The following is a 23,162-nucleotide window of genomic DNA, read 5'->3' as shown; positions in this document are numbered from 1 at the left end:
GATGAACCACAAGCTGCTGATTATCGCCATGTTTTGCAGCGCATCGAGCTTTGCTCAACCCCCCGTCGTCAATAACGCCGACATCAGCGGTTCAGGCATGCAGTACCAAGGCAACTTCGCGGTCAACCAGGCTGCGGGAGATCAGCAGCAACAGGCTAACGCCCGGGCCATCGCCATAGGCGATGCAGCCAGCGCGACCACTCAGATTCGCCAACGGCTGAACACACAGGTCGACCCCAGGATGGATGCTCGAGCCAGCATTCAGGGCGACTCCTTCAGCCACGGTAACGGCGTACTCGGCGTCAACCAGAGCGCGGGCGCCAGCAACCAGCAAGCCAATGCGCTGCGGATCAGCATCAGTAAGCAGCCGCAAAGTATCGACGACAGCGTCCTCATGCAACAGAACGTGGCGCTGCTCAAAAACTCCGATCCAACCGACTCCGCACCAGGCTATCGCCAGGTCACTACCAGTGATCAGGCTTTCACCGGTAGCCGTGGGGTGATTCAGTTGAATCAGAGCGCCGGGGTAGGAAACCGAATGGCTAATACCCTGAGCGTACGGGTCGCGGACTGACCCAAAAAAGGTAGGAAACAACACTTAACCTAAAATAAGTACGGAGAATCACCATGAAACCTTCGATGGCACTCAAGCCTCTGGTTTTCGCAATTGCTGCGCTCATGGCTGTTGCTGTGCAAGCTGGAAACGATCGTCGTCACGATGACCACCACAATGGTCATAACAACAACGGTCACCACACGCCGCCTCCTACAAAGATCCCTGTCTATGCGACTGCCAATGCCTACGACAAACAGAGCAGTACCAACAATCGCATCCTTAACCAAGGGACTATCAACAACGCCGAAATGAGTGGCTCCGCAACCGGCGCCGACGGCAACGTGGGCATCAACGTGGCGGCAGGCGACGGCAACCAACAAGACAACGCTGCAGCCATCGCGAACGCTGGCGCCACCTCCGCACTCGATAACTCCTTCGTGTTCGGCGTTGCCACTGCCACTGCCAGCGTCAAGCAGTACAGCAACCACAACAAGGTCGACAACTACAACACCACGGCCTCTGCGGTGATGAGCCAGTCGGGTAATGGCGGCAACGGCAATATGGGGATCAACATTGCTGGCGGCGACCTGAACCAACAGAAAAATACCATGGCAATTGCCAACTCCAATGCTCCGCTCGGCAACGCTACAGCTACCGCCTCTGCTGATCAAAACGGCCCTGGTCTGGTAGTGAACAACAAGGCGGATCAGAACGTCGCCCTGACTACAGTGACATTAACCACAACCAAAAGCGGCAGTGCCTCTTTCAGCCATAACTCCGAGTTGAACGTTGATAAGAGCGCTTCCAGCAATTGGGCCAAGAGCGGTGCTAGCAGTTATGACGTCAGCGGCACCAAGCACTTTGATGCAAGCGGTTCAAAAAGCACCGATAAGAGCGCTACCGGCCATGCTTCTATAGTCGCTTCCCTGGAAGCAGCGGCGGATGGTTCCAAATCCGTTACTGTTAATTATGGCCATGGCGATCGCACCCGCAGTTCGTCGTTCGATGCATCGCTTAACGCGTCGCTTAATGCATCTGTCGATACAGAGCACTCGAAGTCCACCGACTCTTCGTTCGCAAAAGAGTTCGATTCCTCGTTTGCAAAATCGTTTGACTCTTCGTTCGAGAAATCAGGCGAGAAATCGTCCGCTTCTACCAAACACGAAGTGAAGGGCTACAGCGAAAGCAATTCATGGGATTTGAGCAACACAGTGTCCTATCAAATCCTGACCCCAAATGGCTGGGCAAACCCTGTGACCAACACCGCAACCCTGAGTGGTTCGGTTAATGGCGGCAGTGGCAACCTCGGCGTCAACGTGGCTGCCGGTGTAGGTAACCAACAAAGCAACTCGCTGGCCATTTCCAACCAATCGTTCTGATGGCTGACTCTGGAGGCCCCCTCACGGGGGCCTTTTTCAACACAACCAGAGGGCGTCCCACCATGCGCATTATCGCCTTGGTAATTTTGCTTTGCGTGGCCAGCGTGATCGAGGCTGCACAACTGCCGCTTTCCGTCCTCCCGGGCGGCGCGGTGGTGTACAAGCCGATCCAGAGCGTACGCGAGCGTAAATTTGCCGACCTGGTGCAACAAAAAACCGACTTCAGTTGCGGTGCAGCTGCGCTGGCAACCATCTTGCGCCAGGCCTACTGGCTGGACGTGAATGAAGAACAGATCATCGAAGGCATGCTGGCACACGCCGATCAAGACCTTGTCCGCGTACAGGGCTTCTCCATGCTCGACATGAAGCGTTACGTAGAAAGCATCGGCATGCGGGCCCGTGGCTACCGGGTAGCGGCGGAAACGTTGAGCGATATCAGAATTCCCGTCGTGGTCCTCATGGATATCCGTGGCTACAAACATTTTGTAGTTCTGCAAAAAGTCCACAACGGCTGGGTCTATATCGGAGATCCGGTATTGGGTCATAAACGTTTCACTGTCGACGACTTTGTCAAAGGCTGGAACGGCATCATCTTTGCCGTCATTGGCCAGGGCTATGACAAAACCAATGCGCTGCTCGACCCTCCCCTGCCACTGACTGCCAAGAACCGTATTGACACCTTCAGCCCGGTGCAAGACGCAGAGTTGTTGGACTTCGGATTTATCCGAAGCGACTTCTTCTAATAACAAGGGAGCACGACGCTCCGGGAGCATCTAATGAAGACTCCAATCTGGCTGGCTGTAGTTTGCCTGGCCGCCAGCCTGCCAACCCAGGCACAGATATTCAAACCCATCGAGCTGAGCGATCAGGAACTGGCAAGCCTGCGAGGTCGCTATGTCATGCCGGGACGGATCGTCAGTTTCGGGATTGTCATGACCAGCACCTGGCAAAATGCCAACGGTCAAGTGATCGGGGCAACGTCCTCGATGCAAATTCAGCAAACGACCATCCAGCCACAGTTCTATGTGTCGATGATTGACGAAACAGGTAATGGCTCGACGGTTACTCAGGGCACCGGTACCGTCAGCGGCGGAAACGGTTTGAACACGACCCAGGGCGTCACTCAAGTTGTTCGCGCTGCCGGCGACAACAACAGCGCTTACAACAACGTTAATCTCAACGTCCAGAAAGGTGGCCAGGCTCCGCAGATGAACAACCAAGGGCAAGTACTGGCCGCGGGCTCAACCTTGACCCACGCCAATGGTGCCGGGGCGCTGAGCATTTCCTCTACCGGCGCGGGCGTGCAGCTCAATATCGTGGCCAATAACAACCAGGGGAGCATCGCGCAGCGTCTCGCCCAGGGCGGGCTCATGCAAAACGCGACCTTGCTTGGCGGTGGCAACCAGGTAAACAACCTGATGTCGATCAACGTTGTGCTGCGCGATAACCTGCCATCAACCAGTTCGCTGAATGGCAACCTGGATCAGCTCAAAGGTCTTCGCGCTCTCGGATTCTGATCTACGCTCAGTCTCATCAGATGTACTCAGAAGGGACGCCTAACCATGCACCGATCGTTAACGCTCAGAGCTATCGTTTGTTTGAGTAGCCTGGCACCGGGCACAATGCTTTACGCAGCATCGGATCCCCAGGTTGAAGCATTAAAACAAGAACTCATGGAGTTGAAACAGCGTTACGAAGCACAACAGAACGCGCTGATGGTCCTCGAACAGCGCGTTCGCCAGGTAGAAGAAACACCGGTGACACCGCCTCCCAAACGTTTGACCAAATCCCCTGCCGAACCGAGCAGGGGTGGCCAGACGGTGGCGGCTGGTGCGCCGGGAACCACCGGCAGTTCATACGGCCAATCGCTCAGAGATGATTCCGAGCCTGCGCAAAGCGTTTCCAACCTGTATGACGAAGCCAGTGGCTTTTTCGGTGGCGGCAAGTTCAGTGTGGAAACCGGCCTGACGTACACGCACTTCGATACACGTGCGCTGACGCTCAATGGCTTTCTGGCGCTGGACTCGATTTTCCTCGGCAACATCAACCTCGACCGCATCAAGGCCGACAACTGGACGCTGGACCTGACTGCCCGCTACAACGTGGCGCAACGCTGGCAGTTCGACATTAACGTCCCCGTGGTTTATCGCGAATCAACGTATTCCTCGGGTGGCGCTGGTGGTGCAGGCCCTGTGACGTCGGACGCAACCGTTACCCGCGACCCGACCATCGGCGATGTGAACGTGGGCGTTGCCTACAAGTTTCTGGATGAGTCGGCCAGCCTGCCCGACGCGGTCGCTACACTGCGCATCAAGGCACCCACCGGCAAGGATCCTTACGGCATCAAGCTGATCGAGGATCCGAACAACGATAACCTCGCGGTCCCCGAGGACTTGCCTACCGGCAATGGCGTCTGGTCGATCACCCCGGGTATCTCACTGGTCAAGACCTTCGACCCGGCCGTGCTGTTCGGCTCCCTGGCCTACACCTACAACATGGAGGACTCTTTCAGCGACATCAGCCCTCAGGTCGGCGCCAAGGTTAAAGGGGACGTGAAACTGGGCGATTCCTGGCAGGTCGGCGCCGGCATTGCATTCGCCTTGAACGAGAAGATGAGTATGTCGTTCTCGTTCACCGATCAGTTCGCCCGCAAAAGCAAGATCAAGCCGGACGGCGGCGATTGGCAATCGATTTCCAACAGCGATTACAACGCGGCCAACTTCAACATCGGCATGACTCTGGCAGCCACCGACAACCTGACGATCGTTCCCAACCTGGCCATCGGCCTGACCGACGACGCGCCAGACTTTTCCTTCAGCCTGAAATTCCCGTACTACTTCTGATCCAAAACCGAATCCCGCTGCGATTTCGATCGTAGCGGGATTTTTTATTGTCTGATCTTGCGTTCAGCGGATCTGGTGCTTGTGCAGCAGTCTGTAAAAGGTGGGCCGCGACACGCCAAGCACCCGGGCGGCGACACTCAGGTTGTCGCTGTGGCGGTTCAAAACGTCGCACAGCGCCTGGCGTTCGGCGCGTGTCTTGTAGTCTTCGAGGGTGCCCATCGGCGCAGCAATCGTCTGCTGGCTGATCAGCCCCAGGTCACGCGCCTCGATCTGCCGTCCCTCGGCCAGGACCAGCCCGCGGCGTACCCGGTTGGCCAGTTCACGTACGTTGCCAGGCCAGTCATGCTTGCCCATGGCAATCAGCGCGTCTTCGCTGAAGCTGCGCGGACGACGGCCGGTTTCATGGCTGTAGAAATGGGAGAAGTGGTTGGCCAGCATCGACAGATCGCCATGGCGCTCACGCAGCGGCGCAGTGACCACTTGCAGCACGTTGAGGCGGTAGTACAAATCTTCGCGGAAGCGTTTTTTCTCGATGGCGGCTTCCAGGTCAACGTGTGTCGCCGCCAATACCCGCACATCCACCGGAATCGGCTGACTGCCGCCCACACGCTCGATGTGTTTTTCCTGGAGGAAGCGCAACAGATTGGCTTGCAGCTCCAGCGGCAGGTCACCGATCTCGTCGAGAAACAGGGTTCCGCCGTTGGCGGCTTCGATCCGACCGACCTTGCGCTGATGGGCGCCGGTAAAGGCGCCCTTCTCGTGACCAAACAGTTCGGACTGGATCAAGTGTTCAGGAATCGCGCCGCAATTGATCGCGACAAAGGGTTTGCTGTGTCGCTGAGATTGCCGATGGAGGGTGCGGGCGACCAGCTCTTTGCCAGTCCCGCTTTCACCGCGAATCAACACCGGAGACTCGGTGGGCGCCAATTTACTCAGCAGTTTGCGCAGCTCGCGAATCGGTTTGCTGTCGCCGAGCAGCTCATGTTCGGGCTGATTGATGTGAACCGTGCCCTGGCCACGCAAGCGCGCCATGCCAAATGCCCGTCCGAGCGTCACCTGAACCCGCGACACATCGAACGGCAAGGTGTGGAAATCGAAAAACCATTCGCAGACGAAGTCCCCGACATTTTGCAGCCGCAGGACTTCCTGGTTGAGCACGGCAATCCACTCGGTGCCGCTGCGGCTGATCAGCTCCTTGACGGCCTCGGGGCGTTCCAGATGAAACGGCTGCAAACGCAACAGGCCAACGTCGCAGGTTCGGTCGACGGCATGTTCCAGGGTGCAGCTATCAACGTCCCAACCTACCGCGCGCAACCCCGGCAACAGACGATGGCAGTCGTCGCACGGGTCCACCACTAACAGACGTCGTAACGCGGGCGCTTCGATCATGACTGTTCCTTGGCGCCAAATTTTAGGAAATATTATTAAAAACAGTCATTTGGCAGACCTGACTGTAACATTAGCAATAATTTGACATTGTCTTGTATCGATTGACTATAGGAAGGCCGCTTAAGCAGTTATAAGAAGTAACTTTGTTAGTTACCTAACGAGCCGAACCTTTCATTCAGCTTTCAAAGCCTGTCGAAACGCTGGGTCGAAGAAAGAAAGTTGGAATTTCTGTTAATTGTATGTGACCCACCCATGGGTTGCGGGCATCAGTACAAGTAACCAGCCGAACGGTAAGCCCAACCGACGGCACATCACTTGATTGGGCATACAGAGAGAAAATCCCATGACAGCCCCGCTCCGTATCAACGAAGCTCTTTTGATTGCCGATCGCGCGTTCAAGCCATTTCAATGCGTGGCCTGGGCCCCACAAGACGGCAACGGCGAACTCAGCCTGACCGTCATCGACCGGACCAATACCCGCATTGGCCGCACGCAGATCCCAAGCAGCGCCTATACCGATCCCGCGCAACTTGAACATGTTCTGGAAGAAGCCCGTAAAGAGCTGAGCCAGGAAGGTTACACGCTGCAATCGTGGTCGATGCCGCACTAAAGCGTTTTGCGGATTACTTCCGGTAATCCGCACCCTCCCCTCGATCGTTAGTTTGCTGGCCTTCTGCGCCAGATACACTGGCGACGTCCGTTTATTCGAACTTTCGAAGGCCAATTGATTGGTTGGCTTTTCAGTGGTTCGAAAAGACACTGTTCTGGCACAAAGCGACGCTCCGCCTGTTAGTTTTGTCAGTTGTGCAGTTGCTCATTCAGGCGTTGAATATTTCCCCAGTCGCCCCTCCCCCACTCCTGGATCAAGACGACTCGCAGGGAGATGCGTGCATGTCAGTCCAGACCTCTTTGGCCTTACCCCTTAAGCAGAACGATGCCGGGAAACTCGACGAGTCCTTTGCCGGCACCGGCAAAACCCAAGTGTATTTCGCCGGCAGCACCTCCAGCATGGCCAATGGCGTCGCGATTGATTCCGCGGGCCGGTTACTGATAGCCGCCAAAGTCGGCACCCCGGGCGGCAGCCGCTTTGGCCTGGCGCGCCTGCTTGAGGACGGCTCGGCGGATCTGGCCTTCGGCCAGCAAGGCAGTGTCATCAGTCAGTTCGAACCCGGTTTCGAGGCCATGGCCGGCAAAGTCTTGCTACTGGCCGATGGGCGCATTCTGGTGGCCGGCCTGCACTATGAAAATGCGCATCGGACACTGCCCGCCTTCGCGCTTTTCAATCAGCAGGGCAAACCGGTCCAGTCATTTGGCAACAACGGACGCTGTGTCGTGCGCCTGCCGGGCAATCTTTCCCAAGGTGTGCGCGATGCCTGGTTGCCACCTGGTGTGCCGGGCGCCGAAGCGTGTGATGTCTATGTACAGGACAACGGGCGAATCCTTTTGCTGGCCAATCATCATTTCGAGCTGGCCGATCATGTCGGCGTACTGGTACGGCTTCACCCTGACGGTTCACTGGACGACACCTTCAACGGTCGTGGCTTCGTGCTGGTCCGCCACCTGCTGATGAACACCTGGCTGAGCAGCCTGCTGGTGCAACCTGACGGTCGGATTCTGGTCGGCGGCTCGATCAATTTTCCTGAAGAAGGCCTGCTTGCGCGTTATCACAGCGACGGCAGCCTCGACGACCGTTTCGCCGTGGACGGTTTCATGAGTTTCATGGCACAGGAGCATCACGCTCAGGTCAGCCAGATCGTCCAACAGCAAAACGGCGATTTGCTGTGTTTTGGCAGCACCCGCGACCCAATGCAGTGCATGGCCCTGAAGATTCACAGCAATGGCCGCCCAGACATTCACTGCAACGGCGGCCAACCGCGATTACTGGAGATTGGCCACAGCGGTTGCCAGTGGACCGCAGCCCAGGTCCTTGCGGACGACAGCGTGCTAACCGTTGGTGCCACGGGCGGGGGCATTGAAGCCGATTTCATTCTGGCCCGGCATCTGCCCGGCGGACAGCTGGATTGCAGCTTTGGCAATGGTGTCGGTTGGATCCGCACCCGCCTCAGCCGCGGTCCGGATACCGCGACCTCCCTGGCCGTGCAGTCCGATGGCAACATTGTCGTAGGCGGCTATTCACTGGATGGCAACTACCGGGCAATCGTCGCACGGTATCTGGGATAGCTACTCTGACATTTCCTACGCTTGATCTTCCTCTCAGCTTACGGCAACTTGCGCGCTTCTTAATATAAGGAGCAGCCGATGTCCGGCTCAATGGCCCAGGCGTTCGCGCATAATTTTCTCGGGCACTCACCTCGCTGGTACAAGGCCAGCATTCTCGGCTTCCTGATCCTCAACGCCCTGGTGCTGTGGACCGTAGGTCCCGTAGCGGCCGGTTGGCTGCTGGTGCTGGAATTCATCTTTACCTTGGCCATGGCGCTCAAGTGTTATCCGTTGATGCCCGGCGGCCTGTTGCTGATCGAAGCGCTGCTGTTGAAGATGACCACGCCCCAGGCGCTGTATGACGAACTGGTGCACAACTTCCCGGTGATCCTGCTGCTGATGTTCATGGTGGCGGGTATCTACTTCATGAAAGAACTGCTGCTGTTTATGTTCTCGCGCCTACTGCTCGGGGTTCGCTCCAAGGCGTTGCTGGCATTGATGTTCTGCTTTCTGTCAGCGTTTCTCTCGGCTTTTCTCGATGCCTTGACCGTGACCGCGGTGATCATCAGCGCGGCGGTAGGGTTTTACTCGGTATATCACCGGGTCGCCTCGGGCAACGATCCGCGCCAGGACAGTGAATATGGCGACGACCAGCACCTGCCAACACTCCATCACGCCGACCTCGAACAGTTCCGCGCTTTTCTGCGCAGCCTGTTGATGCACGGCGCCGTGGGCACCGCATTGGGCGGCGTTTCTACCCTGGTCGGCGAGCCACAGAACCTGCTGATCGGCCACGAAATGGGTTGGCACTTTTCTGAGTTCTTCCTGAAAGTCGCCCCGGTTTCGCTGCCGGTGCTGTTGGCGGGCCTGGTGACTTGCGTGCTGCTGGAGAAGTTGCGCTGGTTCGGTTACGGCACGCTCCTGCCGGACAACGTGCGCGCCGTGCTGGCCAACTATGCCGCCGAAGACAACGCCGATCGCACCTCGCGCGAACGCGCTGCGCTGATAGTTCAAGGGCTGGCGGCGCTGATCCTGATTGGCTGCCTGGCCTTCCACGTGGCTGAAGTGGGCCTGATCGGCTTGATGGTGATTGTGCTGATTACCGCGTTCACCGGCATTACTGACGAGCATCGGCTCGGCACTGCGTTCAAGGACGCCATGCCGTTCACGGCGTTGTTGGTGGTGTTTTTTGCGGTGGTGGCGGTGATTCACGATCAGCAGCTGTTCACGCCGCTGATCCAGTGGGTGCTGGCGCTGCCGGCGGATCAGCAACCGGGCATGCTGTTTATTGCCAACGGACTGCTGTCGGCGATCAGCGACAACGTATTTGTCGCGACCATCTACATCACCGAAGTGAAACAGGCGTTCATCTCCGGTCACATGAGCCGTGAACATTTCGAGACCCTGGCGATTGCGATCAACACCGGCACCAACCTGCCGAGCGTGGCGACGCCCAATGGCCAGGCAGCGTTTCTGTTTCTGCTGACGTCGGCGATTGCACCGCTGATTCGCCTGTCGTATGGGCGGATGGTGTGGATGGCGTTGCCTTACACCGTGGTGATGGGTGTTCTTGGGTGGTATGCGGTGAGTTACTGGTTGTAAACACGGTCAAATGTGGGAGCGGGCTTGCTCGCGAAAGCGGTGTGTCATTCAACATTAAGTTGTCTGATACACCGCTTTCGCGAGCAAGCCCGCTCCCACATTTGTTTTGTGTCGCTAGTGAGGGAGGATGTACCGCTCGATCGCCTGCGCCGCGCCATCCTCGGTGTTGGCCCCCGTCACCACGTCGGCCTGACGCTTCACCGCTTCTTCCGCCTGCCCCATGGCGATCGACAAGCCGGCGCGGTGAAACATGGCGGGGTCATTGCCGCCATCGCCCAAGGCCGCCGTCTGCTCCAGCGGCACGCCGAGGAACGCGGCCAGTGTCGCCAACGCGTCGCCCTTGTTGGCTTGCATCGCGGTCACGTCGAGGTACACCGGTTGCGATCGCGACACCTGCGCCTGGCCCTCGACCTTGGGCAGCAATTGCGCCTCCAGCTCTATCAACAGCTGCGTGTTGTTGCTCGCCGCAACGATCTTGTCGATGTGTTCCAGATAGGGCTCAAAACTTTCCACCACCACGGGCGGATACCCCAGGCCATGCTGCTCTCGAGGCACCATCGGCCCGGTCGGGTCTTTCACCAGCCAGTCCCCGCCGCTGAACACCCACACTTCGATGTCCGGCAGATCGGCAAACAGCGCCAGCGTGGTCAGTGCGGCCGTGGCCGGCAAGTAATGCGCGACCAGCAAACTGCCATCTGGATGGACGATCGTGCCGCCATTGAATGCTGCCGTCGGCAGATCGACGCCCAAGGCCTCGATCTGCTGCAACATGGCTTTGGGTGGCCGGCCAGTGGCGAGGCTGAACAACACGCCCGCCTCGCGCAACGAACGGACGGCTTCGATGGTGCGCTGGCTGAGGCTGTGGTCCGGCAGCAACAATGTGCCGTCCATGTCACTGAGCAGAAAACGGATGGCGTGTTGCGTGACTTCACTCATCCGAGGTCATGCCAGACGCGACCATCGCGAGTCAGCAGGTCTTCTGCCGTCGCCGGTCCATCTTCACCGGCTGCGTAAGTCTGCACGCTCGCGTCCTGCTGCCAGGCGTCGAGGAATGGTTGCACGGCGCGCCAGCCATTTTCGATGTTGTCGGCGCGCTGGAACAGCGTCTGATCGCCAGTCAGGCAATCGTAGATCAGGGTTTCGTAGCCGGTGGACGGCTGCATTTCAAAGAAATCCTTGTAGGCAAAACCCAGTTCGATATTGGCCATTTTCAACGCCGGGCCAGGCCGTTTGGCCAACAGGTCGAACCACATGCCTTCGTTGGGTTGAATCTGGATCCGCAGATAGGTCGGTTGCAGCTCATCGACCTCGGTATCACGGAACTGCGCATAAGGCGCCGGTTTGAAACAGATGACGATCTCAGTGTCGCGCACGCTCATGCGCTTGCCGGTGCGCAGGTAGAACGGCACGCCGACCCAGCGCCAGTTGTCGATCATGACTTTGAGCGCGACATAGGTTTCGGTCGTGCTGTGGGGCGATACGTTGGTTTCCTGGCGATAACCCGGCAACGGCTTGCCGTCAATTTCGCCGGCGGCGTATTGGCCGCGCACCGAATTGGCCCGCGCCTCTTCGGTGGACCAGGGACGGATCGCCCCCACCACTTTGGCTTTCTCGCCGCGAACCGCATCGGCGCCAAAGGCGGCCGGCGGTTCCATGGCCACCATCGCCAACAGCTGGAACAGGTGATTGGGCACCATGTCCCGCAGGGCGCCGGTGTGTTCATAAAAACTGCCACGGGTTTCCACGCCGACGGTTTCTGCGGCGGTGATCTGTACGTGGTCGATGTAATGGTTGTTCCAGAAGGCTTCGAACAGGCTATTGGAAAACCGGCTGATCAGAATGTTCTGCACGGTTTCCTTGCCCAGATAGTGATCGATCCGGTAGATCTGGTTTTCCGTCATCACCTTGAGCAAGCACGCGTTCAAGGCTTCGGCGGTGTGCAGATCGGAGCCGAACGGTTTTTCGATCACCACCCTTCGGAAGGCTTCCGGCGTCTCTTGCAGCAAACCGGCGGCGCCGAGACGACGCACCACTTCGCTGAAGAAACGTGGCGCCGTGGCCAGATAGAACACCGCGTTGCCGGTGCCGCTGGCGGCAATTTTCGCCGCCAGCGCCTGATACGTGCTGTCGTCCAGGAAGTCGCCCTGGACGTAGCTGATGCCTTTGGCCAGTTTGGCCCACAACTGCGGGTCAAGGACTTGATCGCCCTTGCCGACCTTGCTCGCCACTTCGGCGCGAATGAAGTCTTCGAGCTTCTGCGCAAAGGCTTCATCGGTGATGGCATTGTGGTCAACGCCGATGATCCGCAGTCCATCGCCAAGCAGGCCGTCGCGACTCAGGTTGTACAGCGCCGGCATCAGCAAGCGCTTGACCAGGTCACCGTGGGCACCGAACAGGAACAGCGTGGTCGGTGGTGCGGGGTCTGCCTTGGATTTATTGCGGATCAGCCGGGTCATTTTTTCGCAGTCTCCACATGGCCGCCGAAGCCGAAACGCTGGGCCGAGAGAATCTTGTCGCCAAAGGTGCCTTGGCCGCGCGAACGGTAGCGCGAGAACAGCGAGTTCGACAGCACCGGCACGGGCACCGATTGCTCCATCGCGGCTTCGATGGTCCAGCGACCTTCACCGCTGTCAGCCACCGAGCCGGAATAACCGTCGAGCTTCGGATCGCTGGCGAGGGCGTCAGCCGTCAGGTCGAGCAGCCAGGACGACACAACACTGCCGCGACGCCAGACTTCGGCAATGTCGGCGACGTTGAGGTCGAAGCGCTGATCTTCCGGCAGGTTGGTGCTGGCCTTGGTCTTGAGGATGTCGAAGCCTTCGGCGAAGGCCTGCATCATTCCGTATTCAATGCCGTTGTGGATCATCTTCACGAAATGGCCAGAGCCCGCGGGGCCGGCGTGGATGTAACCGCGTTCGGCGCGATCGTCGTCCGACTTGCGGTCCTTGGTGCGGGGGATATCACCCAGGCCTGGCGCCAGGCTGTCGAACAGCGGATCGAGGCGTTTAACCACCTCGGCTTCGCCGCCGATCATCATGCAGTAGCCGCGTTCCAGGCCCCAGACGCCGCCGGAGGTGCCGACGTCGACGTAGTGCAGGCCTTTTTCCGACAGGGTTTTCGCCCGGCGGATGTCGTCCTTATAAAAGGTGTTGCCGCCGTCGATGATGGTATCGCCGGGTTCGAGCAAGGTGCTCAGGGTGTCGATGGTGTCTTCGGTCGGTGCGCCGGCCGGCAGCATGACCCAGACCGCTCGTGGCTTGGCCAGGCCGGTGACCAGGGCTGGCAGGTCGATGACGCCTTTGGCGCCTTCGGCGGCCAGGGTATCGACGAAGGCGGTATTGCGGTCGTAAACAACGGTGGTGTGCCCGTTGAGCATCAGGCGCCGCGCAATATTGCCGCCCATGCGGCCCAGTCCAATAATCCCGAGTTGCATGTGCTGATGCTCCCTACTACAAATAAATGTGTGTCAAAGGTTATAGCCCAACGCGACTAATGAGGGTTAGTCCAGAGCGCTGGCGTGAAGTTTCCGGGCATTGTGCCCGATCCAGACTGATAACGTCTGGAATCGTGCCAAAGACACAACGACCTTGAAAAATAAAAAAGTTCCCTTACAGGGCAAAAGAAATCAAAATCGCTGCCGATAGTAAATAAGCACCGATGTCGGGGCGGATTTACAGTTGAGACAGCCATTTGCGAGGTGAGCAATGGGCACAGTACAAGCAGCACGGCCAGCACAAACCCTTTACGTCACGATCCGTCGCGATGAATTGCGCCAGTTGAAAGACGAGCGCGACCAGCTGAAGCAGGAAGTCGAGCAATTGCGCCTGCTGACGCAAGGCATCCAGGCTCAGCCCAAGCCCGTCACTCTGCGTGCTCCCCACGCCTGACCTCCTCGCCTGACTCGGAAGCAGCCCTGTGCTGTTTCCGTTGCGTCGTCCCGATTCGCCAGCGTTCACAGCTCACAAAACTTTCACACGCCCTTGTTGATACTCCGGCCCGATATGGCCGCCCGGTATTCGCGCGGCGCCCGTTCGTCGGCGACTGTCCAGTCCCGACGGTGGAAAGTGATTCTGGCTGGAGCGCGCAATGGCTTTGTTTCAACGCAGCAGCAATTCGTCTGCGAAGGGTTTTGATTGGGCAGGGTTTCTCTGGCTGTTCCTGTTCTTCTGGTATTTTTCCGGCATCACCCAACTACTGATCCAGTTGACCGGTACCTCCGGGTTCACCGGATTCCGCCAGGCCTTTGTGATGAGTGCCGTCTGGCTGGCGCCAATGCTGCTGTTCCCCCGGCAAACCCGAGTATTGGCCGCACTGATCGGCGTGGTGCTGTGGGCCTGCTCAATGGCGAGCCTGGGTTATTTCTTCATCTATCAGCAGGAATTTTCCCAGAGCGTCATCTTCATCATGTTCGAGTCGAACATCTCTGAAGCCGGCGAGTACATGACCCAGTATTTCGCCTGGTGGATGGTGCCGGCGTTCCTTGCCCACACCCTGTTCGCGTATTTCCTGTGGACGCGTTTGCGCCCGGTGTACATGCCCCGCGGTCGCGCGCTGGTGGCGGCGACGGCCATTCTGGTGGCCGTGGTCGGCTACCCGATGATCAAACAGACCGTGCGCACCGGCAGCTTCGCCGAAGGTTTCGAAAAACTCGAAACCCGCATCGAACCGGCAGTGCCATGGCAGATGGCCGTGGCTTATCACCGTTACCTCGACACCCTCGCCGGCATGCAGGACATGCTCGACAGTGCGAGCAAGATTCCTCCGCTGCACAACCTCAAGGATGCCATGGCCAACCAGCCGGCCACCCTGGTGCTGGTGATCGGTGAATCCACCAACCGTCAGCGCATGAGCCTCTACGGTTACCCGCGTGAAACCACGCCGGAACTGGACAAGCTCAAGGATCAACTGGCGGTTTTCGATAACGTCATCACCCCGCGCCCCTACACCATCGAGGCGCTGCAACAGGTGCTGACCTTCGCCGACGAAGAAAACCCGGACCTGTACCTGTCGACCCCGTCGCTGGTCAGCGTGATGAAACAGGCCGGCTACAAAACCTTCTGGATCACCAACCAGCAGACCATGACCAAGCGCAACACCATGCTCACGACCTTCTCCGAACAGGCCGACGAGCAGGTGTACCTGAACAACAACCGTAACCAGAACGCCGCCCAGTACGACGGCGATGTGATCGCACCGTTCAACAAGGCCCTGGCCGACGCGGCGCCACGCAAATTGATCGTCGTGCATCTGCTCGGCACGCACATGAGCTACCAGTACCGCTATCCATCGACGTTCGACAAGTTCAAGGACCGCAACGGCGTTCCCGCCGGCGTGCGTGACGATCAACTGCCGACCTACAACAGCTATGACAACGCGGTGCTGTACAACGACTTCGTGGTCTCGAGCCTGATCAAGGATTACGCCAAGTCCGATCCGAACGGTTTCCTGCTGTACCTCTCCGACCACGGTGAAGACGTATTCGACTCTGTCGGCCACAACACACTGGGTCGCAACGAGGCCAAGCCGACGGCGCCGATGTACACCATTCCGTTTATGGCCTGGGCTTCGCCGAAGTGGCGCGAAAGCCATGACTGGAGCTTCGCCCAAGACCTCGGGCGGCCGTACAGCAGCTCGCACCTGATCCATACCTGGGCCGATCTGGCGGGTTTGAGTTTTGATGAGCTCGATCGCAGCAAGAGCCTGGTCAGCGATAGCTTCAAGCCTCGCCCACTGATGATCGGCAATCCGTATGAGCGCGCGCAGAAGGCGTTGATCGACTTCAGCCTGATCAAACCGAAGGTGAAGCCGGGGCCTGCAGACGTCGTTTTGAAGTAAACCTTTCAGGGGCCGGTTCCGGCCCCTTTTTCTTGCTCGTCCCAAGCCGCGATGCGAGGCCCCGTACGCCGTTAATTACCAATTAACGGAATCGGCAGATAATGGTCGCTCGACATTGCTTCATGGAAGAAAGGCACCCGATATCCATTGTGGGAGGCGAACCATGAAACGTACACCCTTGATCGTTGCCGGCCTGATGACGTTCGTTTCGGTCAGCGCATTTGCCGAAGGCGGCGCGGAACGAATGCGTTATTACTACGAGAGCCTGCGGCTGAGCCAACAGGAGAATCAGAGTCAGCAAACCGCTGAAGTCCGGGTTCCGGACGATCAAACGGCGCAAGTAACGGAGCACTACAAGCCTTGAACCGAGCAATGGAAAACTCGGACGTGTAGGAGCCGGCTTGCTGGCGATGGCGTCTTTGAGATCGCCATCGCCAGCAAGCCGGCGCCGACGAAAAACAGCGCGCGGTGCTACAGCGCCTTGGTCCAGAACAGCATCCGGCCGTGCGCCGGATCGAACATGCCGGCGCTAAAGCCGAATTTGGCGTAGGACGACTGGGCCACGGCATTGCCTTCCAACACTTCCAGGGTGATTTTGCAGCAGCCACGCTGGCGGGCGATTTCCTCGACCTTTTGCAGCATCTTCTGGCTCAGGCCCAATCCACGAAATGCCTTCATCACCGCGACGTCGTGCACGTTGACCAATGGCCGACAAGCGAACGTCGAGAAACCTTCGAAACAATTGACCAGTCCTGCCGGTTCGCCACCGACGAACGCCAGCACACTGAATGCATGGGGACGCTTGGCCAGTTCTTCCGGCAGGTGCTCCAGCACCTCGGCGGGCAAGGAATGACCGCCACCCATCGGATCTTCAGCGTAATGATTCAACACAAGGCGCACTGCCTCGGCATGCACCGGGTTGGTGTAGCTGGCCTGAAGCACAAGAATTTCTGCGGATTCCATTTCCATCCTCGATCACACGTGAAATAGCACGGCGACCCTATCGCGAACACTGCGGATGGCGCAACGCGGGATCATTCGAAGGCTGCGCTCTTTCGATCTCAATACCCCCAGATCAACGCCTCGGTCCACCCAAGTTCGGCAAAATCCGCAGCCCGCAGACCCGCCTCACCGGCACAGAAGAACTCGTCCAGTTGTGGCGGTGCGATCGACGTGCCGCTGAGCATTGCATGAACCTGCCCACGGTGATGAATCTGATGCTCGAACAAGTGCGACAGCAGGCGCAACCGACTCTCGTGTTGCGGCGTATCACGGGCGATGGTCACGATCTTGCCCAGGTCCGCGTCGCGCATCTGCTCGCAGTAAGCGATCAACCGGCGATCCACATGGGCCTGTTCACGCTTGAGGTCCACAGCAGCGGTGAACGGCTCGTCGTCAGTGAAAAACACGTAGCAATCCGGGTGTGGCGCATCCCCGCGCAACTCCCGTTCCAGCGCATCCACGTAAAACCAGTCGCAGGTCAGGATGTGATTGAGGGTCGCCCGCAGGCTGGGGAAGAAACTGACTCGCGGCGCCGCCAGCTCCTGCGGACTCAACTGCCCCCAGGCCTTGGCCAGTCGATGATTGGCCCAGGCGTTCTGATAGGCCATGGTCAGCAAATGATGGGACAAGGGCTGATTCATGTTCTCGGCTCCTTGGGGTCAAGCGTCGGCGAAACGCTGCAGCTGCATTTCCTGTAATCGGCTGAGGGTGCGACGGAACGGGAATTCCAGATAGCCTTCGGTATAGAGCGATTCCATCGGCACCTGCGCCTCAAGGTACAACGGCACTTTTCGATCGTAGCATTCGTCCACCAACGCAATGAAACGCCGCACACCGTCATCGTGTACCGACAATTGCGGCAATTGGCGATCGCCCGCCACCACCCGCTCGACACCGTCTTCGGTGCCTCGAGCGATGCGCCCTTCGCGCTTTTGCGCGCTGAGGTTAGGCACTTCACTCAACAGAATAGCCTTGTAGGTGTCGCACAGGGCCATGAAATCCATGGCAGCAAAGGGTTGTTCGCAGAGGTCGGCGTAACGGCTCCAGAGCACGGTTTCGCTGGCCTGCACTACATTCAGCGATCGGTAGCCGACCTTGATCGGCTCGCGGGAAACCGACTGGCCGGCGGTCAAGGCCTTGAACACATCACCCAGCGCGCCGGGCTCGCCGGGCGCGGCGACCCAATAGCGTTGCAAACCGGCGCCGGGATGCAGGCGATGGTCTTCGCCGCCATCCACCGCAATGACCTGCATATGGCGCTTGATCGCCTCGATGGCCGGCACGAAGCGGTCACGGTTGAAGCCATCGGCGTACAGCTGATCTGGTGGCTGATTGGAGGTGCAGACCACCACCACGCCCTGGTCGAACATCACCTGGAACAAGCGCCCGAGGATGATTGCATCGCCGATATCGTTGACGAACAGTTCATCGAAACACAGCACGCGCACTTCTTCGCTCAATTCCCGGGCCAGCGCCTTCAGCGGGTCGGCAGTGCCGGTCAGCTGAAACGAGCGCTGATGCACCCAGCCCATGAAGTGATGAAAGTGCTGGCGTCGGGCCGGGACCTGCAAGCTTTGGTAGAACTGGTCCATCAACCAGGTCTTGCCACGCCCGACCGGGCCCCACAGGTAAACGCCCTTCACTGGCGTGCGACCTTCATGCAGCGCTTCGTAGCATTTTTGCAGCGCCCAGACAGCATGTTCCTGGGCTTCGTCCTGGACGAAGCCCTTCTGTTCAATGGCGTGTTGCCAGGCGCTTAACGGGGAGTCGACATTCATGCGCGGCAGTATGCCACCGCGGCGCGGCCTCTACAGTGAAATGTCCAGTCGAGCGATCTTGCCCTGCTCGTTCAGACGAAACATGTAGCGCAATTCCAGCGGGCTGCCGGGAAACGTGCCGGACACCCGGTTATGGACCAATACCTTGCCGGTGCGCAGTTGTACGTCGAGCACCTCGACTTTTGGCTGATAACGCCGAGCGGTATCTTGCATCCATTGGGCGATGGCCTGGGCGCCGATCTGATGCCGGCCTTCATCGAACACATTGGCATCCTCAGCGAAGAAACTGGCGACCTTCGAAGTATCGCGGGCATTGGCGGCAGCCAGGTACGCGGCGATGGCAGGTGCCAGCGAAGAGGCGGGACTGGACATGTTTATAACTCCTTGTTGGTTGATTCTGGAGCCATGCTAAAACATGCCTGTGTCAGTTCTTGTCAGGAGTGAAACGCCCCGCTTCATCGAGTTGCATCTGCTTGCGCCAGGTACGCAGCAGGTCACCACGCCGCCCCGGATAACGCTCCCCCTGCTCGTTCGCCGCCGAAATCCGGTCGGTGCGAAACGTCCGATAGGCGCTGCGCAGTTCACACCAGGCGACGATGATTCGCACCTCGTTGAGAAACCCCAGCGCCAGCGGCCAGATCAACCGCTGACTGGGCACTTGTTGGGCGTCTGCATAGTCGATGTGCAACTTGGCCTGGTTGCGGATCGCCTGACGGAACACATTCAGCGCCACGGCGTTGGGCGCAAAGCCATAACCGGGAGGGCCCGGCAGTACCGTCGGGTTGCGCAACGCGTCCAGCGCCTCGGGCGCGAGCACCGCAGCAATCTTGGCCAGCGCATCCGCCGCCGCCTTGCTCAACACCTCATCACCGCGCTGATCCACGTAGCGCAGCCCCAGCACGATGGCTTCGGTTTCGTCGGCGTTGAGCATCAACGGCGGCAGGAACAAACCGCTACGCAACACGTAACCGATGCCCGCCTCACCGTAGATCGGCGCGCCAAGTGCGGTGAGTTCCGCAATATCGCGGTAGAGCGTACGCTCGGAAATCTCCAGTTCGCCGGCAAGGGTCGCTGCCGTAACCGGGCGACTCTTGCCCCGCAGCACTTGCAACAGGGTCAATAAACGCGTTGTGCGAGACACGATCGGCGGGCTCTGTCCGGAAAAGAGATCGGAGCTTAGCAGAGTGCCCTGTCAGAAAATGGCAGTAGCGATACGCCCGCTGATCAGCCCTTTTCTCACGGTTGAAAAAGCGCCTTGACGGAATACATGACAGTAATCATCTTTAATACATGTCTAGCGACATCTATGCTCGGTCACTGCGCCTTTCCTTCAGGAGTCATCCCATGCATTACAAAGTCTTCGGCCGAAAAACCGGCTTGCGTGTCTCGGAACTGGCGCTGGGCGCCGGTAACTTTGGTACGGGCTGGGGCCATGGCGCCGAGCGCGATGAAGCCAAACGCATATTTGACGGTTACCTGGAGGCCGGCGGCAATTTCATCGACACCGCCAACGGTTATCAGGGCGGGCAGTCGGAAGCCATGCTCAGCGACTTCATCGCCCCGGAACGCGATCGCCTGGTCATCGCCACCAAATACACCTTGGGGACTACGCCCGCTGCGGGCATTTCCCACACCGGCAACAACCGCAAGAACATGGTTCGCGCCGTGGAAGAAAGCCTGACACGGCTCAAGACCGATCACATCGACCTTTTCTGGGCGCACATGAGCGACGGTGTCACGCCCATGGAAGAGATCTTGCGCGGTTTCGATGATCTGGTGCGCGCCGGCAAGATTCATTACGCCGGACTGTCGAACTTCCCGGCATGGCGAATCGCCCGGGCCGACCTGCTGGCCGAAGTGCGCGGTTTTGCGCCGATTGCCGCCATTCAGGTCGAGTACAGCCTCGCCGAACGCACGGCCGAACGTGAGCAACTGCCGATGGCCGAAGCGTTGGGTCTGGCTGCGACCTTATGGTCGCCGTTGGGTGGCGGGTTCCTGACTGGCAAATACCGTTCCAGCGACGAGAACAACCGTGCCGCCAAACTGGGCATGCTGGTGCACGCCGAGAAAAGCGCCCGCGAAACCGCTCTGCTCGACACCTTGATCGCTGTCGCAACGGAGCTGGGCGCCAGCCCGACGCATGTGGCCATTGCCTGGTTGCGGGAAAAAGCCCAACGCTCGACGACCGCGCTGATTCCGATTCTGGGTTCGCGTACGCGTGAGCAGCTGGATGCGACGTTGGGGGCGTTGAATGTGCAGGTGAGTGCAGAACAGTTGGCGCGGCTGGATGGAATCAGTGACGTGCCGAAGGGTGTGCCGCATGAATCCATTGCCGGTTCTGTATCACGGTTTGGCGGCGGCGGAACCCTGGATCTGCCAATCATCCCGGTCGCCTGAAAAAGCATCGCCAGCAAGTCGGCTCCTACAGTTTTGTGGCGGTCACACCTGTTGTGTTCGGCCACACTCTGTAGGAGCCGACTTGCTGGCGATGGCGTCGGAAGCCCTACCGATCGACCTTATGTTTGGCCGCATACAAACACAGCATCTCCATCGCCAATGTCGCCGCCGCCAGTGAGGTAATGTCCGCACTGTCGTAGGCTGGCGCCACCTCCACCACGTCCATCCCCACCAGATTGATCCCGCGCAACCCGCCAAGGATCTCCAGCGCCTGTACCGTGCTCAAACCGCCGCACACCGGCGTTCCGGTGCCGGGGGCGAAGGCCGGGTCGAGGCAGTCGATGTCGAACGTCAGGTACACCGGGTTGTCGCCGACCCGTGCCCGAATGGCTTCGACAATCGCATCTACCCCACGGCGATGCACATGCCGCGCATCCAGTACCTGAAAACCTTGATGATCATCATTGGTGGTGCGCAAGCCGATCTGCACCGAGCGCGACGGGTCCACCAAACCTTCCTTGGCCGCGTGCCAGAACATCGTGCCGTGATCGACGCGCTTGCCCTCTTCGTCCGGCCAGGTGTCGCTGTGGGCGTCGAAATGGATCAGCGACAGCGCCCCGTGTTTACGGGCGTGGGCCTTGAGCAGCGGGTAGCTGATGAAATGATCGCCGCCAAACGTCAGCATCGCGCAACCGGCATTCAGAATGTGCTCGGCATGGGCTTCAATGCTTTCCGGCACCGACTGCGGCGAGCCGTAATCGAAGTCGCAGTCGCCGTAGTCGATCACGGCGAGGTGATCAAACGGATCGAACGCCCACGGCCAGTGGCGTTCCCAGGCAATCCCGGTGGACGCCGCACGAATGCCACGGGGTCCGAAACGCGCGCCGGGGCGGTTGCTGGTGGCGGTATCGAACGGCACGCCGCTGACGGCCACATCAACACCGCGCAAGTCGCGGCTGTAGCGCCGGCGCATGAAACTGGTGATGCCGGCGTAGGTACTTTCGGCGGCAGTCCCGTAGAGGCTGTCGCGGGTCATGGCCTGATCGTTTTGTACTGGGACGTCCATCAGTTTCTCCTTGTTTTAGTTATTGGCGGCTACGGAAAGTGGTCCACAAACGGGTGCGCTGACGCATGTCCTTGAGGCTCATGCTGCGATCGGCGTACAGCCGTTCGCGCACATCGGCGAGCGGGTAAATATCCGGATCGGTGCGCACCGCCTCATCCACCAGCGGTGTGGCGGCCTGGTTGGCCGTGGCGAAGAACAGCGTATTGGTCAGCACCGCCACGGATTCGGGACGCAACATGAATTCGATGAAGGCGCGGGCCGCTTCAGGGTGCGGTGCATCCTTGGGAATCGCCAGGTTGTCCTGCCAGACCAGCGTGCCTTCCTTCGGAATCCGGTACGCCACTTCGTAGGGTTTGTTGGCCTTGCGCGCCTGATCGGCGGCCATGCTGGCGTCACCGTTGTAGGTCAACGCCAGGCAAACGCTGCCATTGGCCAGGTCGTTGATTTGCCGACCGCTGGCGACGTACAGCACATTCGGCTGAAGCTGATGCAACAGCGCCTCGGCGGCTGACAGATCAGACTTGTCGGTGCTGTAGGGATCTTTACCGAGATAGTGCAGCGCCAGGCCGATCACTTCCTGCGGCGAATCGATGATCGCCACACCGCAATCTTTCAGCTTGCTGGCGTATTCGGGTTTGAACAGCAGGTCGAGGCTGTTGAGCGGCACATCCGGCAAACGCTTTTTCACCGCTTCGACATTCATCCCGAGCCCCAAAGTGCCCCAGGTATAGGGCACGCCATAGCGATTGCCGGGATCGACCGTGGCGAGTTTTTCCAGCATCTCCGGATCGAGGTTGGCGTAGCCCTTGAGGCCTTCGTGGGGAATCGCCTTCAGCGCACCGGCCGCCAACCCGCGCGCCAGCACGCTGGACGACGGCACCACCACGTCGTAACCACTGCCGCCTGTGAGCAGCTTGGTTTCCAGGACTTCCGAGGAGTCGAAGGTGTCGTAGCGCACGTGAATGCCGGTTTCGCGCTCGAAGCGCTGCAAGGTTTCCGGCGCCACGTAATCGGCCCAGCTGTAGAGATTGACGACGTTCTCCTCGGCCTGGGCCGAAACCGCCATGGAAAGGAACAGCGCGGGTAAACACAGCTTGAATGAAGGACCCATGACGAACACCTGACCAGAGGAAGTGGCTGCAGCATGCGTCGCCG

23 protein-coding genes are annotated in these 23,162 nt (G+C 59.1%); 12 read left to right on the top strand and 11 right to left on the bottom strand.

Translation table 11 applies throughout. The features are described from left to right. Position 1 precedes the first annotated feature (1 nt). The 5 genes from fapB to fapF all read left to right on the top strand — a co-directional run bounded on the left by fapB (position 2) and on the right by fapF (position 4,778). A complete protein-coding gene (fapB, locus tag PMI01S_RS18850; protein WP_084321599.1) occupies positions 2 to 574 on the top strand; it encodes a fibril amyloid subunit FapB in 573 nt (190 codons plus the stop codon). A gap of 53 nt (positions 575 to 627) precedes the next feature. Further along, positions 628 to 1,935: an amyloid-like fimbrin subunit FapC gene (gene fapC / locus PMI01S_RS18845; protein WP_084321598.1), complete on the top strand. Its 1,308-nt coding sequence runs from the start codon at positions 628 to 630 to the stop codon at positions 1,933 to 1,935. Between the two features lie 62 nt (positions 1,936 to 1,997). Then, positions 1,998 to 2,678 carry a fibril amyloid maturation endopeptidase FapD gene (fapD, locus tag PMI01S_RS18840; RefSeq protein WP_084321597.1) on the top strand — a complete coding sequence of 227 codons (681 nt, stop codon included), beginning with the start codon at positions 1,998 to 2,000 and terminating at the stop codon, positions 2,676 to 2,678. Positions 2,679 to 2,711: 33 nt separating this feature from the next. Continuing rightward, the gene (fapE, locus tag PMI01S_RS18835) at positions 2,712 to 3,452 is read left to right on the top strand and encodes a fibril amyloid subunit FapE (protein WP_084321596.1); all 741 of its coding nucleotides are present in this window, start codon (positions 2,712 to 2,714) and stop codon (positions 3,450 to 3,452) included. Positions 3,453 to 3,497: 45 nt separating this feature from the next. Beyond that, complete coding sequence (fapF, locus tag PMI01S_RS18830; RefSeq protein WP_084321595.1) at positions 3,498 to 4,778, top strand: fibril amyloid transporter FapF; 1,281 nt, start codon at positions 3,498 to 3,500, stop codon at positions 4,776 to 4,778. Positions 4,779 to 4,841: 63 nt separating this feature from the next. Here the strand turns inward: fapF and PMI01S_RS18825 are convergent, their stop codons facing one another. Continuing rightward, positions 4,842 to 6,167: a sigma-54 dependent transcriptional regulator gene (locus PMI01S_RS18825; protein ID WP_084321594.1), complete on the bottom strand. Its 1,326-nt coding sequence runs from the start codon at positions 6,165 to 6,167 to the stop codon at positions 4,842 to 4,844. Positions 6,168 to 6,510: 343 nt separating this feature from the next. On the opposite strand from PMI01S_RS18825, the gene PMI01S_RS18820 reads away from it, so the two are divergent. From PMI01S_RS18820 to nhaB, 3 genes are all read left to right on the top strand, one after another. Next, positions 6,511 to 6,777 carry a hypothetical protein gene (locus tag PMI01S_RS18820; RefSeq protein WP_084321593.1) on the top strand — a complete coding sequence of 89 codons (267 nt, stop codon included), beginning with the start codon at positions 6,511 to 6,513 and terminating at the stop codon, positions 6,775 to 6,777. Between the two features lie 281 nt (positions 6,778 to 7,058). Beyond that, a complete protein-coding gene (locus PMI01S_RS18815) occupies positions 7,059 to 8,348 on the top strand; it encodes a hypothetical protein (protein ID WP_084321592.1) in 1,290 nt (429 codons plus the stop codon). Between the two features lie 78 nt (positions 8,349 to 8,426). Next, on the top strand, positions 8,427 to 9,929 hold the full coding sequence (nhaB, locus tag PMI01S_RS18810) for a sodium/proton antiporter NhaB (RefSeq protein ID WP_084321591.1): 1,503 nt from the start codon (positions 8,427 to 8,429) through the stop codon (positions 9,927 to 9,929). A gap of 114 nt (positions 9,930 to 10,043) precedes the next feature. Here the strand turns inward: nhaB and PMI01S_RS18805 are convergent, their stop codons facing one another. From PMI01S_RS18805 to gnd, 3 genes are read right to left on the bottom strand one after another with little or no spacing between them, the layout of a single operon-like run. Beyond that, entirely contained in the window at positions 10,044 to 10,865 is an 822-nt protein-coding gene (locus PMI01S_RS18805; protein ID WP_084321590.1) for a Cof-type HAD-IIB family hydrolase, read from the bottom strand. Beyond that, the gene (gene zwf, locus PMI01S_RS18800; protein WP_084321589.1) at positions 10,862 to 12,385 is read right to left on the bottom strand and encodes a glucose-6-phosphate dehydrogenase; all 1,524 of its coding nucleotides are present in this window, start codon (positions 12,383 to 12,385) and stop codon (positions 10,862 to 10,864) included. The genes PMI01S_RS18805 and zwf overlap by 4 nt, the downstream gene beginning before the upstream one ends. Continuing rightward, on the bottom strand, positions 12,382 to 13,362 hold the full coding sequence (gene gnd / locus PMI01S_RS18795) for a phosphogluconate dehydrogenase (NAD(+)-dependent, decarboxylating) (protein ID WP_084321588.1): 981 nt from the start codon (positions 13,360 to 13,362) through the stop codon (positions 12,382 to 12,384). Before gnd ends, zwf begins: the two co-directional genes overlap by 4 nt. Positions 13,363 to 13,633: 271 nt before the next feature. Here gnd and PMI01S_RS18790 point away from each other — a divergent pair, with 271 nt between their 5' ends. From PMI01S_RS18790 to PMI01S_RS18780, 3 genes are all read left to right on the top strand, one after another. Beyond that, positions 13,634 to 13,816, top strand: a complete 183-nt coding sequence (locus PMI01S_RS18790; RefSeq protein WP_017338676.1) for a DUF6026 family protein — start codon at positions 13,634 to 13,636, stop codon at positions 13,814 to 13,816. 199 nt (positions 13,817 to 14,015) lie between these two features. Next, entirely contained in the window at positions 14,016 to 15,764 is a 1,749-nt protein-coding gene (locus PMI01S_RS18785) for a phosphoethanolamine transferase CptA (protein WP_084321587.1), read from the top strand. Positions 15,765 to 15,927: 163 nt separating this feature from the next. Beyond that, positions 15,928 to 16,128: a hypothetical protein gene (locus tag PMI01S_RS18780; protein WP_084321586.1), complete on the top strand. Its 201-nt coding sequence runs from the start codon at positions 15,928 to 15,930 to the stop codon at positions 16,126 to 16,128. Positions 16,129 to 16,235: 107 nt separating this feature from the next. Here the strand turns inward: PMI01S_RS18780 and PMI01S_RS18775 are convergent, their stop codons facing one another. The 5 genes from PMI01S_RS18775 to PMI01S_RS18755 all read right to left on the bottom strand — a co-directional run bounded on the left by PMI01S_RS18775 (position 16,236) and on the right by PMI01S_RS18755 (position 19,685). Then, entirely contained in the window at positions 16,236 to 16,727 is a 492-nt protein-coding gene (locus PMI01S_RS18775; RefSeq protein ID WP_084321585.1) for a GNAT family N-acetyltransferase, read from the bottom strand. 98 nt (positions 16,728 to 16,825) lie between these two features. Further along, positions 16,826 to 17,407 carry a DinB family protein gene (locus PMI01S_RS18770; RefSeq protein ID WP_084321584.1) on the bottom strand — a complete coding sequence of 194 codons (582 nt, stop codon included), beginning with the start codon at positions 17,405 to 17,407 and terminating at the stop codon, positions 16,826 to 16,828. 18 nt (positions 17,408 to 17,425) lie between these two features. Next, positions 17,426 to 18,544 carry a cell division protein ZapE gene (gene zapE, locus PMI01S_RS18765; protein ID WP_084321583.1) on the bottom strand — a complete coding sequence of 373 codons (1,119 nt, stop codon included), beginning with the start codon at positions 18,542 to 18,544 and terminating at the stop codon, positions 17,426 to 17,428. 30 nt (positions 18,545 to 18,574) lie between these two features. Next, positions 18,575 to 18,916 (bottom strand): nuclear transport factor 2 family protein, encoded by a 342-nt coding sequence (locus tag PMI01S_RS18760; RefSeq protein WP_084321582.1) that lies wholly within the window; start codon positions 18,914 to 18,916, stop codon positions 18,575 to 18,577. A gap of 52 nt (positions 18,917 to 18,968) precedes the next feature. After that, complete coding sequence (locus PMI01S_RS18755) at positions 18,969 to 19,685, bottom strand: helix-turn-helix transcriptional regulator (RefSeq protein ID WP_084321581.1); 717 nt, start codon at positions 19,683 to 19,685, stop codon at positions 18,969 to 18,971. A 203-nt stretch (positions 19,686 to 19,888) separates the two neighbouring features. Here PMI01S_RS18755 and PMI01S_RS18750 point away from each other — a divergent pair, with 203 nt between their 5' ends. Next, entirely contained in the window at positions 19,889 to 20,941 is a 1,053-nt protein-coding gene (locus tag PMI01S_RS18750; RefSeq protein ID WP_084321580.1) for an aldo/keto reductase, read from the top strand. A gap of 106 nt (positions 20,942 to 21,047) precedes the next feature. Here the strand turns inward: PMI01S_RS18750 and speB are convergent, their stop codons facing one another. Together speB and PMI01S_RS18740 are read right to left on the bottom strand one after the other, a co-directional pair. Next, complete coding sequence (speB, locus tag PMI01S_RS18745) at positions 21,048 to 22,007, bottom strand: agmatinase (protein WP_084321579.1); 960 nt, start codon at positions 22,005 to 22,007, stop codon at positions 21,048 to 21,050. A gap of 19 nt (positions 22,008 to 22,026) precedes the next feature. Then, positions 22,027 to 23,118, bottom strand: a complete 1,092-nt coding sequence (locus tag PMI01S_RS18740; protein WP_084321637.1) for a polyamine ABC transporter substrate-binding protein — start codon at positions 23,116 to 23,118, stop codon at positions 22,027 to 22,029. Positions 23,119 to 23,162: the final 44 nt, after the last annotated feature.

Source organism: Pseudomonas migulae NBRC 103157 (genome assembly GCF_002091715.1).
In the GTDB taxonomy this organism is placed as follows: Bacteria; Pseudomonadota; Gammaproteobacteria; order Pseudomonadales; family Pseudomonadaceae; genus Aquipseudomonas; species Aquipseudomonas migulae_A.
Note: the sequence above shows the minus strand (reverse complement) of the source record. Positions and strands in the feature narration are given on the sequence as shown.

Bases quoted from the DNA above. Each gene is read 5' to 3' on its own strand.
- fapB (WP_084321599.1), top strand. From the start codon at position 2: ATGAACCACAAGCTGCTGATTATCGCCATGTTTTGCAGCGCATCGAGC.
- fapC (WP_084321598.1), top strand. From the start codon at position 628: ATGAAACCTTCGATGGCACTCAAGCCTCTGGTTTTCGCAATTGCTGCG.
- fapD (WP_084321597.1), top strand. From the start codon at position 1,998: ATGCGCATTATCGCCTTGGTAATTTTGCTTTGCGTGGCCAGCGTGATC.
- fapE (WP_084321596.1), top strand. From the start codon at position 2,712: ATGAAGACTCCAATCTGGCTGGCTGTAGTTTGCCTGGCCGCCAGCCTG.
- fapF (WP_084321595.1), top strand. From the start codon at position 3,498: ATGCACCGATCGTTAACGCTCAGAGCTATCGTTTGTTTGAGTAGCCTG.
- PMI01S_RS18825 (WP_084321594.1), bottom strand. From the start codon at position 6,167: ATGATCGAAGCGCCCGCGTTACGACGTCTGTTAGTGGTGGACCCGTGC.
- PMI01S_RS18820 (WP_084321593.1), top strand. From the start codon at position 6,511: ATGACAGCCCCGCTCCGTATCAACGAAGCTCTTTTGATTGCCGATCGC.
- PMI01S_RS18815 (WP_084321592.1), top strand. From the start codon at position 7,059: ATGTCAGTCCAGACCTCTTTGGCCTTACCCCTTAAGCAGAACGATGCC.
- nhaB (WP_084321591.1), top strand. From the start codon at position 8,427: ATGTCCGGCTCAATGGCCCAGGCGTTCGCGCATAATTTTCTCGGGCAC.
- PMI01S_RS18805 (WP_084321590.1), bottom strand. From the start codon at position 10,865: ATGAGTGAAGTCACGCAACACGCCATCCGTTTTCTGCTCAGTGACATG.
- zwf (WP_084321589.1), bottom strand. From the start codon at position 12,385: ATGACCCGGCTGATCCGCAATAAATCCAAGGCAGACCCCGCACCACCG.
- gnd (WP_084321588.1), bottom strand. From the start codon at position 13,362: ATGCAACTCGGGATTATTGGACTGGGCCGCATGGGCGGCAATATTGCG.
- PMI01S_RS18790 (WP_017338676.1), top strand. From the start codon at position 13,634: ATGGGCACAGTACAAGCAGCACGGCCAGCACAAACCCTTTACGTCACG.
- PMI01S_RS18785 (WP_084321587.1), top strand. From the start codon at position 14,016: ATGGCTTTGTTTCAACGCAGCAGCAATTCGTCTGCGAAGGGTTTTGAT.
- PMI01S_RS18780 (WP_084321586.1), top strand. From the start codon at position 15,928: ATGAAACGTACACCCTTGATCGTTGCCGGCCTGATGACGTTCGTTTCG.
- PMI01S_RS18775 (WP_084321585.1), bottom strand. From the start codon at position 16,727: ATGGAATCCGCAGAAATTCTTGTGCTTCAGGCCAGCTACACCAACCCG.
- PMI01S_RS18770 (WP_084321584.1), bottom strand. From the start codon at position 17,407: ATGAATCAGCCCTTGTCCCATCATTTGCTGACCATGGCCTATCAGAAC.
- zapE (WP_084321583.1), bottom strand. From the start codon at position 18,544: ATGAATGTCGACTCCCCGTTAAGCGCCTGGCAACACGCCATTGAACAG.
- PMI01S_RS18760 (WP_084321582.1), bottom strand. From the start codon at position 18,916: ATGTCCAGTCCCGCCTCTTCGCTGGCACCTGCCATCGCCGCGTACCTG.
- PMI01S_RS18750 (WP_084321580.1), top strand. From the start codon at position 19,889: ATGCATTACAAAGTCTTCGGCCGAAAAACCGGCTTGCGTGTCTCGGAA.
- speB (WP_084321579.1), bottom strand. From the start codon at position 22,007: ATGGACGTCCCAGTACAAAACGATCAGGCCATGACCCGCGACAGCCTC.
- PMI01S_RS18740 (WP_084321637.1), bottom strand. From the start codon at position 23,118: ATGGGTCCTTCATTCAAGCTGTGTTTACCCGCGCTGTTCCTTTCCATG.